The organism is Streptomyces sp. NBC_00775, from assembly GCF_036347135.1.
Taxonomy (GTDB): domain Bacteria; phylum Actinomycetota; class Actinomycetes; order Streptomycetales; family Streptomycetaceae; genus Streptomyces; species Streptomyces lutosisoli.
The window spans coordinates 9,962,882-9,977,908 of sequence record NZ_CP108938.1; the positions used below are offsets into that span (position 1 = coordinate 9,962,882).

10 protein-coding genes are annotated in these 15,027 nt (G+C 70.1%); 4 read left to right on the forward strand and 6 right to left on the reverse strand.

Annotation, left to right across the window (positions count from 1 at the left end):
* Window positions 1-155: 155 nt before the first annotated feature.
* Together OIC96_RS44250 and OIC96_RS44255 are read right to left on the reverse strand one after the other, a co-directional pair.
* The gene (locus OIC96_RS44250) at window positions 156-2,135 is read right to left on the reverse strand and encodes an N-acetylmuramoyl-L-alanine amidase (RefSeq protein ID WP_330302408.1); all 1,980 of its coding nucleotides are present in this window, start codon (window positions 2,133-2,135) and stop codon (window positions 156-158) included.
* A 313-nt stretch (window positions 2,136-2,448) separates the two neighbouring features.
* The gene (locus OIC96_RS44255) at window positions 2,449-3,591 is read right to left on the reverse strand and encodes an aminoglycoside phosphotransferase family protein (RefSeq protein WP_330302407.1); all 1,143 of its coding nucleotides are present in this window, start codon (window positions 3,589-3,591) and stop codon (window positions 2,449-2,451) included.
* 233 nt (window positions 3,592-3,824) lie between these two features.
* Between OIC96_RS44255 and OIC96_RS44260 the strand changes: the two genes are divergently transcribed.
* Window positions 3,825-5,324 (forward strand): DNA-binding protein NsdB, encoded by a 1,500-nt coding sequence (locus OIC96_RS44260; RefSeq protein WP_330302406.1) that lies wholly within the window; start codon window positions 3,825-3,827, stop codon window positions 5,322-5,324.
* 30 nt (window positions 5,325-5,354) lie between these two features.
* On the opposite strand, the gene OIC96_RS44265 is transcribed toward OIC96_RS44260, so the two are convergent.
* Both OIC96_RS44265 and OIC96_RS44270 read right to left on the reverse strand, forming a co-directional pair.
* Complete coding sequence (locus OIC96_RS44265) at window positions 5,355-6,821, reverse strand: PP2C family protein-serine/threonine phosphatase (RefSeq protein ID WP_330302405.1); 1,467 nt, start codon at window positions 6,819-6,821, stop codon at window positions 5,355-5,357.
* Between the two features lie 319 nt (window positions 6,822-7,140).
* Entirely contained in the window at window positions 7,141-7,821 is a 681-nt protein-coding gene (locus OIC96_RS44270; protein ID WP_330302404.1) for a TetR/AcrR family transcriptional regulator, read from the reverse strand.
* A 116-nt stretch (window positions 7,822-7,937) separates the two neighbouring features.
* On the opposite strand from OIC96_RS44270, the gene OIC96_RS44275 reads away from it, so the two are divergent.
* Together OIC96_RS44275 and OIC96_RS44280 are read left to right on the forward strand one after the other, a co-directional pair.
* Window positions 7,938-9,008: a medium chain dehydrogenase/reductase family protein gene (locus OIC96_RS44275; RefSeq protein ID WP_330302403.1), complete on the forward strand. Its 1,071-nt coding sequence runs from the start codon at window positions 7,938-7,940 to the stop codon at window positions 9,006-9,008.
* 238 nt (window positions 9,009-9,246) lie between these two features.
* Complete coding sequence (locus OIC96_RS44280) at window positions 9,247-11,277, forward strand: phosphocholine-specific phospholipase C (RefSeq protein ID WP_330302402.1); 2,031 nt, start codon at window positions 9,247-9,249, stop codon at window positions 11,275-11,277.
* Here the strand turns inward: OIC96_RS44280 and OIC96_RS44285 are convergent.
* Both OIC96_RS44285 and OIC96_RS44290 read right to left on the reverse strand, forming a co-directional pair.
* Window positions 11,267-12,292: a Gfo/Idh/MocA family protein gene (locus tag OIC96_RS44285; RefSeq protein WP_330302401.1), complete on the reverse strand. Its 1,026-nt coding sequence runs from the start codon at window positions 12,290-12,292 to the stop codon at window positions 11,267-11,269. The genes OIC96_RS44280 and OIC96_RS44285 overlap by 11 nt on opposite strands.
* Before the next feature lie 69 nt (window positions 12,293-12,361).
* Window positions 12,362-13,456, reverse strand: a complete 1,095-nt coding sequence (locus OIC96_RS44290) for a baeRF3 domain-containing protein (protein ID WP_330302400.1) — start codon at window positions 13,454-13,456, stop codon at window positions 12,362-12,364.
* A gap of 131 nt (window positions 13,457-13,587) precedes the next feature.
* Here OIC96_RS44290 and OIC96_RS44295 point away from each other — a divergent pair, with 131 nt between their 5' ends.
* Window positions 13,588-15,006, forward strand: coding sequence for a basic amino acid/polyamine antiporter (locus tag OIC96_RS44295; RefSeq protein ID WP_330302399.1), 1,419 nt, complete (start codon window positions 13,588-13,590; stop codon window positions 15,004-15,006).
* The last annotated feature ends 21 nt before the right edge of the window (window positions 15,007-15,027 follow it).

Here is a 15,027-nt window from a genome sequence, read left to right on the forward strand (position 1 = left end):
ATCGACAGCGCTTCCGGTGACCGGATGTCATTGCCTTCGCCACCGGCAATTGCCGCTTCGGGACCACCGGCCGGATCGGCGGCCCGGCCGGAGCGACGGACAGGGCCGGGCCCGCGGCAAGCGGACCCGGCCCCGGCCGTCAACCGGTCAAGCCGTCACGAGTGCGACGGAATCACCTCCACGTCCGCAGCCCGCACGAACGCCACCCGGTGGCCGAACTGGATCTCGTAGTACATGTCCGTGCCGATCACGACCGTGTGCCCTGCCGTGTCGAAGGTCGGCGCGTAGAAGTACTCGCCCGGCACCTTGTCACCGACCGCGTACCGCTGGCCTTCGAGCAGCTTGTACGGCAGCGGCGAGACGGCCTGGACGGGGACGCCCGTCGGGTACGCCTCCTTCTCCGGGTAGGCGCGCCCGTAGACGGGGATCTCCGTGAGGCCGTCCTTGGGCGTGACGACCAGCCCTGACGCGTTCACCGCCGTCGGCTGCTTTTGCGGGTTCTTGAACCAGGCCTTCTGGCCCAGGTACCAGATCGCCATCCAGTCGCCGTCACGGCCGGCGACCGCGTACCGCTGCCCGGTGGAGACACGCGAGGCGACGTCGTTCACACCGGTGGTCGAGGCGTCGCCTTTGGGATAGAGCCCGATGTCCTTGATCAGGGGCGCGTTCTCGTCCGCCGCGCTGTAGAGGCGCACCTCACTGGAGCCGTGCGCCGCGCAGGGCACGCCCTTGGTGACGCAGCCCGTGTACACCGGCTGGTTGTCGGTGAAGTCCGGCAGTACGGTCACCAGCCCGCCGCCGTGCTTCGATGTGCGGTGGAAGGGGTGCCCCAGCAGCGTGAAGTAGTGCTGCCAGTCCCAGTACGGGCCCGGGTCGGTGTGCATACCCGGGACGGTGGCGGTCGTCGGGCCCGGCACGTTGTCGTGCCCCAGGATGTGCTGCCGGTCCAGCGGGATGTCGTACTTCTTGGAGAGGTACTTCACCAGCCGCGCCGAGGCCCGGTACATCTCCTCCGTGTACCAGGCGTCCGGCGAGGCCAGGAAGCCCTCGTGCTCCAGTCCGATCGACTTGGCGTTGACGTACCAGTTGCCCGCGTGCCAGGCCACGTCCTTGGCCTGCACATGCTGGGCGATGTGACCGTCGGTCGAGCGCAGGGTGTAGTTCCACGACACATAGGTCGGGTCCTGGACCAGCTTCAGGACGCCGTCCCAGGTGCCTTCCGTGTCATGGATGACGATGTACTTGATGCTCTGCGACGCGGGCCGGTCGCCGAGATCGTGGTTGCCGTAGTCACCCTCGCCGAACTCCGCGTACGGGGCCGGGATCCACTCGCAGGACACCTTCTTGGGGCACTCCGTGCCATCTGCGGAGACCGTACGCAGCCCCGTCCGCCCGAGTTGTGCCGTGTCGGGGCTCAGCTCGGGCTGGGCGGCGAGCGCCATCTGCTGACCGGCGTCCGTGGTGCGCTCCTCGCCGCCGCGCATCACCTCGTAGACGTCATCGGCGTACGTCGCCGCCGTCGCCGTGTCGTCCGCGCCCGAGAAACGTGCCACCGCCCCGTACCAGGCGGCCGCGTCGTCGCTCAGCGGCTCGCCGAGGTCCTGCTGCGCGGCGGCGAGGAGCGCGGCGCCGCCCTCGACGTTCGCGGCGGCGTCCGTACGCAGCTGCTCCGCCGGGAGGCCGGTGAGCTCGGCCGCCTTCGTCAACGTCTTGAGCCGGGCCGGGAGTTCGGAGTTCTCCGGCACCTTGGTGTCGGGGAGGAGGGCAGCGCGCGAGCTGTCGCCGCGGGCGTCCTCCGTGCCCTCGCTGTGGTGCGGTGCCTCGGCGATCGCCGTACGGGCGTCGGTGAGGTGCATCGGGCCGTAGCCGCCGCTGACGCTCGGGGCACCGGCGTGCGCGTCCCAGCGGGACTGCAGATAGGAGACGGCGAGCAGGACGCTCTGCGGCACGTGGTACTCGGCGGCCGCGGCGCCGAAGGCCCTCTGCAACTGTGCGGAGGAGACCTGCTCGGTGGTGCCGGACGGGGCCGCGCCGAGCAGCGGCAGCAGCAGCGCCGCCGAGGCGACGGCGCCCGCGGTCCTGCGCGTGCGTCTGTGCCCGGCGGTGGCCTTGGGGCCGGGGGCGGATCCTCGCAAAGCAGCCTCCTGGGACGGTCGGGCGCGGTGGGGCGTGCGGGGGCCGAACGCGTCAGTGGTATCGGCTCTCCGACGATCCGTCAATCATGCCCAGAGGCAGGCGATTTCCCATGTCAACGGCGGGTGTGGCGGGTTTCGTGGCGGCGGTGACCCGGCCTGCGGGGCGTCAGTGGAGTGGACCAATAACCCGAACGGGGGACACCTGGAAACAGGGACCGCGGAAACGGGGACGCCAGATGGCGGGCAACACCCGGACATGACGAAGGCCCGCGGTGCGCCGCTGTCCAGGCGCAACCGCGGACCTCCGTCCCCGTCAGCGAGTGCCGACCGCCGCTCGGACGGCCCGTCGGGCCAACTGGCAGTCGTCGTGCAGCCGCCTCAGCAGCAGCCGCTGTTCCTCGCCGGACGGCGCAGCACCCGGGTGGGCCGGTCCCGGTGCCGCCGGGGTCGTGTCGTGCATCGAGCGCTGCACGGCCGTCTCGTACGTACGGATCTCACGGGTCAGTACCAGCATCAGGTTCACCAGGAAGGCGTCCCGTGCCGCCGGACCGGCCGACTGCGCGAGCTGACTGATCTGACGGCGCGCCACGGGAGCGTCCCCGAGCACCGCCCACAGCGTCGCCAGGTCGTATCCCGGCAAGTACCAGCCCGCATGCTCCCAGTCCACCAGCACTGGACCGGCCGGTGAGAGGAGAACGTTGGACAGGAGGGCGTCGCCGTGACAGAACTGGCCCATGCCCTGCCGGCCCGCCGAGTGGGCGATGCCGTGCACGAGCTTCTGCAGATCGCCCATGTCCCGGTCCGTGAGCAGACCCAGCTCATGGAAACGGGAGATCCGCTCCGCGTAGTCCAGCGGGGCGTCGAACGTTCCCGCCGGTGGCCGCCACGCGTTCAGCCGGCAGATCGCGCCCAGTGCCGCCCGGATGTCCGCGCGGGGCGGAGCCTCGGCCGGATGGCGCTGGAGAGCGGCCACCCGGCCCGGCATCCGCTCGATCACCAAGGTGCAGTTGTCCGGATCCGCCGCGATCAGCCGGGGCACCCGGACCGGTGGCCGGTGCCGCACGAACGAGCGGTAGGCCGCTATTTCATGCCGGACCCGCTCGGCCCAGACGGGGGAGTGGTCCAGTAAACACTTGGCGACGGCCGTGCTGCGCCCGGTCGTGCCGACCAGGAGCACGGAGCGTCCGCTGCGGCGCAGCACCTGGACCGGAGCGAACTCCGGGCAGATCCGGTGCACCGACGCGATCGCCGTGCGCAGCTGCGCGCCCTGAGGGCCGGACAAGTCGATTCTCCCGCTGAGCGGTTGGGTGCCGAGCCCCGGAACGCGCCGCGTCCTGCCGGCGCCGAGTACGGGAGCCGCCGCCGGGCGCGCGGGGTCGAGGTAGGGGCCGCTGCCCGCCGGGCGGGGGTGCAGCGACCGGGGCGGAGCGGACACGGAGGACGATGCTGTGTACATGGGCGAAACAGATCCCTTCGTGTGCCTGCAAGTTGCCGCGCTACCCGCCCCGGCCGCCCTGGTGCACCCTGGGGAATGTCCCTGAGGCAACCGGGTCGGGGTGGCGCGTTCCTACCTGACACCCGATGCCGAGTGGCACACCATCTGGCGCACCCTGGCGAACCCTGGCGAATAGTCGCTCAGCAACTGACAGGCGGTTACTGTCAAATCAGCCGAGAACCTGGGGGCTTGACGTGAACGGACAACCCAACACCCGCCTTTCGGACCTGTTCGGCCTCGTCGGCTGGTCCAAGGGCGAACTCGCGAGAATGGTCAACCGGCAGGCGGCGGCCATGGGCCACCCCCAACTGGCGACCGACACCTCACGGGTGCGGCGTTGGATCGACACGGGAGAGATCCCGCGCGATCCCGTACCGCGGGTGCTGGCGGCCCTGTTCACCGAGCATCTCGGCCGTGTCGTGACCATCGAGGACCTCGGTCTGGTCCGGCACGGGCGCGCGGGGAAACGGCAAGGCGGCGGGAGTGTGGATCATCCCGACGGAGTGCCCTGGGCGCCCGAGCGGACTGCTGCGGTCCTCACCGAATTCACGGGAATGGACCTCATGCTCAACCGACGCGGCTTGGTGGGCGCGGGTGCCGCGCTCGCCGCGGGATCCGCACTCAGCACTGCTATGCACGACTGGCTGCACACCGATCCGACGCTGTCCGCCGACGCTCCCCGATTCGACGATCCCCTGCACGCCGACCCCGCTGGGTTCGACCGCTACGAGGCCGCCCCCATCGGGTCGCAGGAGATCGAGGAACTGGAGCGCTCGGTCGAGGTGTTCCGGGCCTGGGACGCCGCCCGCGGCGGCGGTCTCCAGCGCAAGGCTGTGGTGGGCCAGCTCAACGAAGTGGGAGGCATGCTCTCCTACCGGCACCCCGACCATCTCCAGCGGCGCCTGTGGGGCGTCGCCGCCAACCTCGCCGTCCTCGCGGGCTGGATGTCGCACGACGTCGGCCTGGAGCCCACGGCTCAGAAGTACTTCGTCATCGCCGCCCACGCGGCCCGTGAGGGCGGTGACCGGCCCCGCGCCGGGGAGGCGCTCTCCCGAGCGGCTCGCCAGATGGTGCACCTGGGCCGGCCCGACGACGCACTCGATCTCATGAAACTCGCCAAGTCCGGTTCCGGCGAGGAGACCCTGCCCCGCACCCAGGCCATGCTCTACACCATCGAAGCCTGGGCACAGGCCTCCATGGGCAAGGGCCAGGCCATGCGGCGCACCCTGGGCCGGGCGGAGGACCTGTTCGTCTCCGACCGGGGTGACGTACCACCGCCGAGCTGGATGCAGCTGTTCGACGAGGCCGACATGCACGGCATGCAGGCGCTCGCCTACCGCACCCTCGCCGAACACGAGCCGGCCGCGGCGGCCACCGCCCAGCGTCATGCCAAGGAGGCACTGAAGCTGCGCGAGTCGGGGCGGGAGCGGTCGAAGATCTTCGACCACATCTCCCTGGCGTCGGCCTGCTTCATCGCCGACGATCCCGAACAGGCCGACCGGTACGCGCGACTGGCCCTGACGTCGATGGGATCCAACTCATCCCACCGCACCTGGGACCGGCTGCGCGAGATGTACCGGCTCACCGGGGAGTACTCCAGCTATCCGAAGATCCACGATCTGCGGGAGGAGATCAAACTCGCCCTGCCCAACGGCTCGTTGAAGCCACGGGGCGGCGGCAGCGCGCGGGCGTAAGGGGGCCCGTGTCGGCAACACGGGTTGGCTTCAGGAGCCGACCCGGGCGATGAGCACGCAGGCGTCGTCCTCGCGCTCGGTCTCGCCGAATTCCTCGACAACCATCCGTACACAGTCCTGGGCCGTGCGGGTCCCGTCGAAGCGCGGGGCCAGGTCGAGCAGCCTCTGGACGGCCGCCGCTCCTCCTCCGCTCTCGGCAGCTCCCGAGCGGGGGGACCCCGATCGCCACGGCACCAGTCCGTCGGTGTGCAGGAGCAGCAGGTCGCCCTCTTCGAGTGGCTCTTCGGCCTGCCCGTAGACGGCACCCGTGGTCGCCCCGAGCAGCACACCGTCCGGTGCCGGCAGCGCGCGCCCCGTCCCGTTGCGGAACAGCAGCGGGGCGGGGTGTCCTGCCTGCGCCCAGCTGAGGGTGCGGGTCTCGGGCCGGTAGCGGCAGCAGACGGCGCTGCCCAGAGCCGGCTGGACGGAGGCGTCGAGCAACTGGTTGAGCCAGGACAGGAGTTGGCCCGGCCGGGTGCCTGTCACGGCCATACCGCGCAGGGCGCCGAGCAGCATCGCCATGCCCGAGGTCGCGGCGACTCCGTGGCCGGTGAGGTCACCGACGCTCAACAGGGTGTCCCCGTCGGGGAGTTCGAGGGCGTCGTACCAGTCGCCGCCGATCAGTGCGCTGGTCGACGACGGGAGATAGTGCGCGGCGAGGTCCAGGGTCCCGGGACCCCCCTGCGGGAACCGCAGGGAACCGCGCCACGGCGGCAGTACGGCCTCCTGCAGTTCGACCGCGAGCCGGTGCTCGGTCTGCGCGATGTGCCGCTCGCGCTGCAGCGAGTCACGGGTCTCGCTCACCGTCCGCTGGCTGCGGCGCAGTTCGCTGACGTCGCGCAGCACGGCCCACATCGAGGCGGTGCTGCCGTCGGCGTCGAGCACGGGCTCGCCCATCATGTGTACGGTCCGCACCCCGCCGTCGGGGCGCATGATGCGGAACTCCCCGTCGATGGGCTTGGCGTCGATGAGGCACTCCGTGACCATCGCCGTCAGCATCCGCCGGTCCTCGTCGAGCACCAGCGACGGAAGTTCGTCGAGCGTCAGCGGGGGAGCGGCGGGATCGCGGCCCAGGATCTGATAGAGCTCACCGGACCAACTGGCCTCGTCCGTCAGCAGGTTCCACTCGGCGCTGCCGACCCGGCTCAGCAGCGAGCCGCGCCGGGATGCGGCCGGCACGGCTCGGGCGGCGGGGACGGCTGCGGGTTGGACGGGCACAGGCGGTGGTCCGTCCCGCAACTGGCCCAAGTGCTCGTCGAGATCGTTCAGTTGATGCATCGCCAGATTGCACAGCGCACGCTGCCAGCGTCCCTGCGGATCCTCGCCGTCGGCGGGCGCGTCACGCCGTACGGCGTCCACCTCGCCGCGCAGCCGCCGCGTCTGCGAAATGAGCGCGTCGACCGTGCCGCGCTGGGGCGGCTGAGCGGCTGGGCGGTCCGCAGAGAGATGGGAGGGCATTGCGTACTCCGATGCGGGGACGGTACGACCAAGGCTGACGGAAGGACCGTTACGACTGTTGCACAGCCCGCGACGCGCTGTAAGGGATTTGGCAACACCCGATACGGTGGTGCTTCTGGCATATGCCGCAGTCCTCACGGACCGGCTGCGTGGGACCGATTCGGTACGCGTCCGGCATGGTCAAGTCGTAGATGGCGTACGTGACTTGATGGTCTGCCGGGTGCGCGTGCCCGCCCTTCATTCTTCTGTTCGAGGGGCATATGTGCGAAGCCTGCTCCGTTGTGGGATCCGTCAAACGCGGATCAGGCCGAGCCGGGGCTCAGAGCGAGCGCACGAAGTCCTTCACCTCGGTCTCGTAGAGAGTGGCCGGGTCGATGCCCATCGAGCTGAAGTTGCCCTCGATCTCCAGGCTCACCAGGCCGTGCAGATGGGCCCACAGCATGGTGGTTCGCGCGGCGACCGCCTCCGGCACGTCCTCGATTCCGTGCCGTTTCATCCACTCCCGGAACTGGGCTGCCGGGCCCTCCGGAACCGCCGTGTCCGGCTTCGCGAGGGCGCCCACCACCTCCAGTACGACGGTCATGGCGGGCTGGGAGGCCTCGACCAGGTTCGTGGACTGTGCGTCGTAGCCCTGGAGGGGTGCCCGGAACAGGAGCCGGTAGCGGTGTGGCTCGGTCAGCGCCCAGGTGCGAAAGGCCCGGACGACCGCGGTCAGACGGGCGACCGCGTCCGTCGCGCCGGCGTCGGCCGCGCGGGCGAGTGCGGACGCCAGGTCCCCGTAGGCGTCGATCACCAGCTCGGTCAGCAGGCTGTCCCGGTTGGTGAAGTAGCGGTAGAGCGCGGGCCCCGTCATGCCCACCTGCTTGGCGATGGCGTTGAGCGACAGCGCCTCCGGGCCTCCCTCGGCCAGCTGTCGCAGTGCCGCGGTCTTGACCTCCTGCCGTACCTGCGCGCGGAACCGATCGCGCAGGCCGGGCTCCGTGCGGTTCTCTGCCGCCATGTCGTCGCCTTCTTCGTCTTCTCGGGTGGCCCTTGACTTACGGAATATAGAGGAGCAAGCTCTCGTTAGAACCTATCACGAACACGAGAAGTTATAACGAAGGAGCTCTGACCGTCATGGACACGGAGACTGTGGCCGATGTGGTGACCGAAGTCGTCCTCCCGGGAGTCGTGGAGCCCTCGGGCCTCGAGATCCGTGTGCGTCCCGCGACGCAGCCCACCGCAGGTGAGGTCGTCCTCGCCCTGGAGGCCTCCGGAGTGTCGTTCGCCGAGCAGCAGATGCGCCGCGGCAAGTACTACGACCAGCCGCCGTTCCCCTTCGTGCCGGGCTACGACCTGGTCGGCGTCGTGGTCCGGGTCGGCGCGGGGGTGGACGCGTCACTGGTCGGCCGGCGCTTCGCCGCTCTGACCAAGGTCGGCGGCTGGGCCAGCCGGGTCGTACTGCCCGTCACCGATCTCGTCGAGGTCCCCGGCACACTGGATCCCGGCGACGCCGAGACGGTGGTCGTCAACGGCATCACCGCCTGGCAGATGCTGCACCGTATCGCCAGGGTCCGCGCGGGCCAGACCGTACTGGTGCACGGGGCGAACGGCGGCGTGGGCTCCACGCTGGTGCAGCTCGCCACCCACGCCGGCATCCGCGTCATCGGCACCGCCTCGCCCCGGCATCACGACGCGGTGCGCGCGCTCGGCGCCACCCCGGTCGACTACCGCGCGCCCGATCTGCCCGCCAGGGTGCGGGAGTTGGCGCCGGGCGGCGTCGACGCCGTCTTCGACCACGTAGGAGGCGAGGGCATCGTCGACTCCTTCGGTCTGCTGGCCCGGGGCGGCACGCTCGTCTCGTACGGCAGCGCGGCCACCCGGGACATCGCCGGATCCTCCAAGCTGCCGATCCTCAAGCTCATCGGACGGCTGCTCCTCTGGAAGTTCCTGCCCAACGGCCGACGTACGCACTTCTACAACATCTGGGCCGGCAAGCGCCGTTCGGCCGCCTTCCATGAGCGCCTGCGTACCGACCTCGGCCAGGTCTTCGCCCTGCTCGCCGACGGCGCCATCACCGCGCAGGTCGCGGCCCGCATCCCGCTCGGCCGGGCCGCGGAAGCCATGCGGCTGGCCGAGTCCGGCACCGTCACCGGCAAGGTGATCCTCGTCCCCGACCCGGACCGGGACGCGCCCCACGCCCCGTGACATCCCTGCGGACCTTCCGACCGCGGCCTGACGCGGTGTCACGGGCGGACTCGCGCCGGATCGTGCTCGCGGTGCCGTGCCGGGCAGCAAGGCCGCAGACGCGTCGGATCCGTCCACTCGGCGAGGTTCGACCGCTGTTCACCCGCGCCTCACCACACAGGTATGGACCTTGACGATCACCCCGTGCACGCTTGCGCGCGGTGTGCCGCAGGGGCACTCCAGTGACGAGGGCGGGCGAATGACACCGATCAGCCGAAGGGGCTTTGTGGGGCTCGGCGCATCCGTGGCGGCAGGCGCCGCGATGGGCGTCGGCTCGCGTCCGGCGGCGGCCGCCGACACCGCGGCAACGGCGACCGGCACGATCTCGGACGTACAGCACGTCGTCATCCTCATGCAGGAAAACCGCAGCTTCGACCACTACTTCGGCCGCCTCAAGGGCGTCCGCGGCTTCGACGACCGCAGCGGCATCACCCTGTCCGGCGGCAACTCCGTCTTCAACCAGCCGAACGGCAGCGGCAGACAGTACCCGTGGAAGCTCAGCTCCACGCCCGCCGCGGGCGGCAAGGACGGCGAGACCCTCGCCCAGTGCAACGGCGACCTCCCGCACTCGTGGTCCTCGCAGCACTCCGCCTGGAACAAGGGGCGGCTCGACAACTGGGTTTCGGGCGTCGGCAACGTACGCTCGCTCGGCTACCTCGACCGCTCCGACATCCCGTTCCACTACGCGCTCGCCGACAACTACACCATCTGCGACGCCTACTTCTGCTCTTCGCTCAGCGCCACCGGCCCCAACCGTACGTACCTGTGGAGCGGCAAGGTCGACGGTTCCAGCTACGACGGGGGCGACGAGTCCGGACTGACCTGGCAGAACTACGCGGAGGCGCTGCAAGCGGCCGGGGTGACCTGGAAGGTCTACCAGAACGCGCAGGACAACTACGGCGACAACGGTTGCGCCTACTTCAAGAAGTTCGCCTCGGCCAAGGCAGGCGACCCGCTGTACGACCGCGGCATGGCCTCCGTGCCGAAGGTCACCGGCTCCACGCCCGACGACATCGCCGCCGCCATCAAGGCCGACGTCCTCGCGGGCACCCTGCCCCAGGTCTCCTGGGTGGTCGCCAACCAGGCCTTCTCGGAGCATCCGTACGCCCCGCCCGGCGACGGCGCCCACTTCGTCGACCTGGTCTACAAGGCGCTCGCCGCGGACGCGAACGTCTTCGACTCGACCGTCCTGTTCCTCAACTACGACGAGAACGACGGCTTCTTCGACCACGTCCCACCCCCGGCGCCGCCCGCCGGCACCGCGGGGGAGTTCCTGAACGGCGTCCCGTACGGCCTCGGCTTCCGCGTCCCCATGCTGGTCATCTCGCCCTGGACACGCGGTGGTTGGGTCTCCTCGGAGGTCTTCGACCACACCTCCGTCCTGCGCTTCCTGGAGACCTGGACCAGCGCCCTCGGCAAGCCCGCCGCGTGCCCCAACATCAGCGCCTGGCGCCGCAAGGTCACCGGCGACCTGGCCGGCGTCTTCGACTTCGCGCATCCGGTGTACGGCGCCGCCTCGCTGCCCGCGACGAGCGTCATCGGGTACGACACCTGCGGCCCGCTGCCCAACCCGGTGCCTACCACCAACGCGCTGCCCGCCCAGGAGTCCGGCACCCGGCCCGCCCGCGCCCTGCCGTATCAGCCGGGCGGCCACCTGGACCACCTGGAGTTCGGCGCGAGCGGCAAGATCCTCGCCTGGTTCACCATGGCCAACCAGGGCACCCCCGCCAAGAGCGCCGCGCACTTCTCGGTCCACCCCAACGCCTACCGCGACACCACGCCGTGGCAGTACACGGTCGACGCGGGCGGCACCGCCTCCGACTACTTCAGCATCGGCTCGGGGTACGGCGACGGCAAGTACGACATCTCCATGGCCGGCCCCAACCGCTTCCTGCGCCGCTTCAAGGGCGACGCGACGCTGGCGGGCAAGTCGGCCGAGGTGAGCACCCGTTACGCGACCGAACCCGGCACCGGGAAGACCGCCATCTACTTCAAGATGGCCAACTCCTCCGCGTCCTCGGTGAAGTTCACGATCACTTCGAACCACTACCGCGGCGACGGGCCCTGGACATACACCGTCGCCGCGGGCGGTTCGACGGAGGACTTCTTCAACGCGGTGGCGTACCAGGACGGTTGGTACGACTTCACGATCACCGTCGACTCCGACGCGAGCTGGTCGCGCCGGTTCACCGGGCACATCGAGTCGGGCGCGGCGAGCGTCAGCGGCTGATAAACGCGTAGAGGTCCGGGCGCGGGGCGAGTTCGACGGTCACCCGGCCGCCGCTCTCCAGCGCCCGGACCCCCGCCTCGGCGACGGCGGACGCCGCGTACCCGTCCCAGGCGCTGGGCCCGGTGACCCGGCCCGCCCGGGTGGCGTCCACCCACGCCTGCACCTCGCGGTCGTAGGCGTCGGCGAACCGTACGAGATAGTCCTGCGCCACCTCCTCGTACGCACCGGCCGCCGACGTCACCACCATCGTGTGCCCCTCCCCGATCCGGGCGCTCCCCGACTCGCAGACCGCCTCGCACCGCACCTGGTAGCCGAAGCCGCAGTTGACGAAGACCTCGACGTCGACCAGGGCGCCGTCCGCGGTCTCGAACAGTACGAACTGAGGATCGATGAGGCCCGCCGGGGCATGCGAGGACGGTCGCGGGCGCAGCACGCTCACCGCCGTGAGCTCCTGGCCCAGCAGCCAGCGGGCCGCGTCGATCTCGTGCGACACGGAGCTGTTGACCAGCATCGCCGAGGTGAAGTCCGGCGGCGACGAGACATTGCGGTGCGTGCAGTGGAGCATCAGCGGACGGCCCAGCCGCCCGCTGTCCAGCAGGGACTTGAGGCGCTGATACTCGGCGTCGTACCGGCGCATGAACCCGACCTGGGTCAGCCGCCGGCCGAGCCGCGCCTCGGCCTCCACCACCCGCAGCGCGCCCGCGGACTCCGGCACCAGCGGCTTCTCGCACAGCACCGGCAGGCCGCGCTCGAAGGCGGCGAGCAGGGCTTCCTCGTGCGCGGGTCCGGGGGAGGCGATCAGCACCGCCTGTACGCCGGGTGTGTCGAGCGCCGCCGACACCTCGGCATGGACCGCGACACCGTCGATCCCGGCCACGGCGTCCTTGGCCCGGCCGGTCTCGGGATCCGCCACCGCGGCGACCCGAGCACCACTCACCACACGGTCGATCCGACGTATATGGTCGGCTCCCATGTGTCCGGCACCCAGGACCGCCACACCCAACAGTTCACTCACGCGCTCCGCACCTCTCCGCCGACAGCTCGGTCCATGTGATCCATGTGGTCCGATTGTCGGCCGGAGAGATCAGTAGCGCAGTACCCCGGCGATGCCTTTCGCGTCCCCGAGGCTGCCGTCGGGGACGAAGCGGACGTCGGCGCCGGTCTCCAGGCACTGTTCGACGATCTCGTCGACGATGTCCTCGCGGGCGTCCAGGTCACCGCTCTCGGCCGGGACGAGATGGTCGCCGCCGTCGCGCACCGTCACACGGTAGTTCTCCTCGACGGCGAGCAGCCGGATCCGGCCCTCGGTCGCGTTCTGCCACACCTCGTCGACTCCGGCGGCGAACTCCTTGCGTCCGCGGGCCGTTACGAGTTCCCGCGCCACATCGTCGGTGTGCTTTTTCACGTCGGCGGTGACCAGTGGACGTACCGCCTGCCATACGGCCTGGGGAGTCCCGTGCGCGAGGCCGCCGTGCGGGATGTGCGCCGCGTCCTTGGTGACGGTGCCGATCTCGTCGAGGGCGGAGAGCGCGGCGGTCTCACCGGTGACGTACAGCGGTCGCGGCTGCTCGCGCAGGACGGCGCTCATGGCGGTGTCGGCGTCGCGCAGGAAGCGCCGGATCCCCTCGTCGCGGAAGGTGCTCGGCATGTCGCCGATCTGTTCCTGGCGCTCGGCGTCGAAGTTCTCGCGGTCCCGGCTCAGCGGAAAGCCGCCGGAGTCGTCCGCGACGACATGATCCGCGCCGCCGTTCCACAGCGTGACCCGGTCGGCGGAGACCGCGAGCACCCAGAACGGCCGCTCCGAGGCCTGCGCGGCGACGAGGTTGCGGGTCAGGAAGGTGTCCGAGAGCACCACGCGTTCGGGCACGGTGCGGGCCAGCGACCAGACCTGGTGCTCGCCCGGCGCCGCGAAGATCGCGAGGCCGTCCTCGGCGTGCGCCAGATCGACCTCCCTCAGGGCCCGCTCAAGCTGCTCGACGACATCCGTACGCCGTTCGCGGGTGACCGAGGGATCGGCTTCCAGCTGCTTCTTGGCCTCGGCCACCACATTGCGCAGCCGGACCGGATCCTGAGCGTTGTCCGGTTCACGGCGGTGTGTCGGCGTCAGCACGGACACCGCCGGATAGGGCCGCGGCCTGCGCAGCTCGGTGAGGGTCGCGGGGCTGAGTGCGTGCTCCATACCAGAACCATAGAACCGATTCGCTTATCGGGCATTTGGAGCATTTGGTTGTTAGTGTCGCTCGCGTCGCCAGATGACGTTCCCCCGCATCGTGGTCGCCGTACGACGATGCCCGTCTCCGTAGGACGCCCATGACGCAGGTCGACACGGAAACGCGGACGCCGCCGGCCGCCAAACTGACGCTGCTGACCCTCACCATGATGGTCGTCGGCTCGATGGTCGGGGCCGGGGTCTTCTCCCTGCCGAGCCGATTCGCCCAGGAGACGGGCGTGGCCGGTGCCCTGATCGCCTGGGCCGTCGCGGGTACCGGCATGCTGATGCTCGCCTTCGTCTTCCAGCGGCTGGCGATCCGCAGACCCGACCTCGACGCGGGTGTCTACGCGTACGCGAAGGCGGGCTTCGGGGAGTACCTGGGTTTCTTCTCGGCCTTCGGCTACTGGGCCAGCGCCTGCGTCGGCAACGTGACGTACTGGGTGCTCATCATGTCGACCATCGGCGCGATCGCGCCGGCACTGGGAGACGGCGACACGGTCCTCGCCGTCGTCCTTTCCTCGGTGGGCCTGTGGTCGTTCTTCCTCCTCATCCGCAGAGGGGTGAAGGAGGCCGCGGCCATCAACCGGATCGTCACCGTGGCCAAGGTCGTGCCGATCCTTGTCTTCGTCATCCTGGCGCTCTTCTACCTGGATCCCCATGTCTTCGCCGAGAACTTCGGCGGCGCCGACTACGCCGGATCACTCTTCCAGCAGGTCAAAGGCACCATGCTGGCCACGGTCTTCGTGTTCCTCGGCGTGGAGGGCGCGAGCGTGTACTCGCGGCACGCCAAACGCCGTGAGGATGTGGGCCGGGCCACCGTTCTCGGCTTCCTGAGCGTCTTCGCCGTCTTCGCCTCGGTCACCATCGTGTCGTACGGGATCATGCCGATGGGCGAGATCGCCGAGCTGCGGCAGCCGTCCATGGCAGGGGTCCTGGAGCACGCCGTCGGCACCTGGGGCCAGGTCTTCGTCAGCGTGGGCCTGATCGTCTCGGTGCTCGGCGCCTATCTCGCCTGGACCCTGATGTCCGCCGAGGTGCTGTTCGTCGCCGCCAAGGACGAGGACATGCCCCGCTTCCTCGGCCGGTCCACCGCCGCGGACGTGCCCGTCCCCGCGCTGGTGATGACGACCCTGCTGACCCAAGTCGTGCTGGTCGTCACGCTGTTCTCGGACGACGCGTTCAACTTCGCGCTGGATCTGACCAGTGCGCTGACGCTGATCCCGTTCCTGCTGGCGGCGGCCTTCGCCGTGAAGATCGCGCGACGAGGTCTCGGCGGCGACCTCGTCATCCCCGCACTCGCCACCGTCTACACCGCGTTCCTGCTCTACGCGGCCGGGCTGAAGTTCATCCTCGTCTCCTTCATCATCTACGCGCCCGCCACGGTCCTGTTCGTGATGGCCCGGCGCGAGCAGGGCAGGCGGCTGTTCTCGCCCCGTGAACTCGTCATCCTCGCCGTCTCGATCGCCGGCGCGATCCTCGGGATCGTCGCCCTGGCAGTGGGCTGGATCAGCCTCTGACCCGTCCGTCTCCGACCTGGA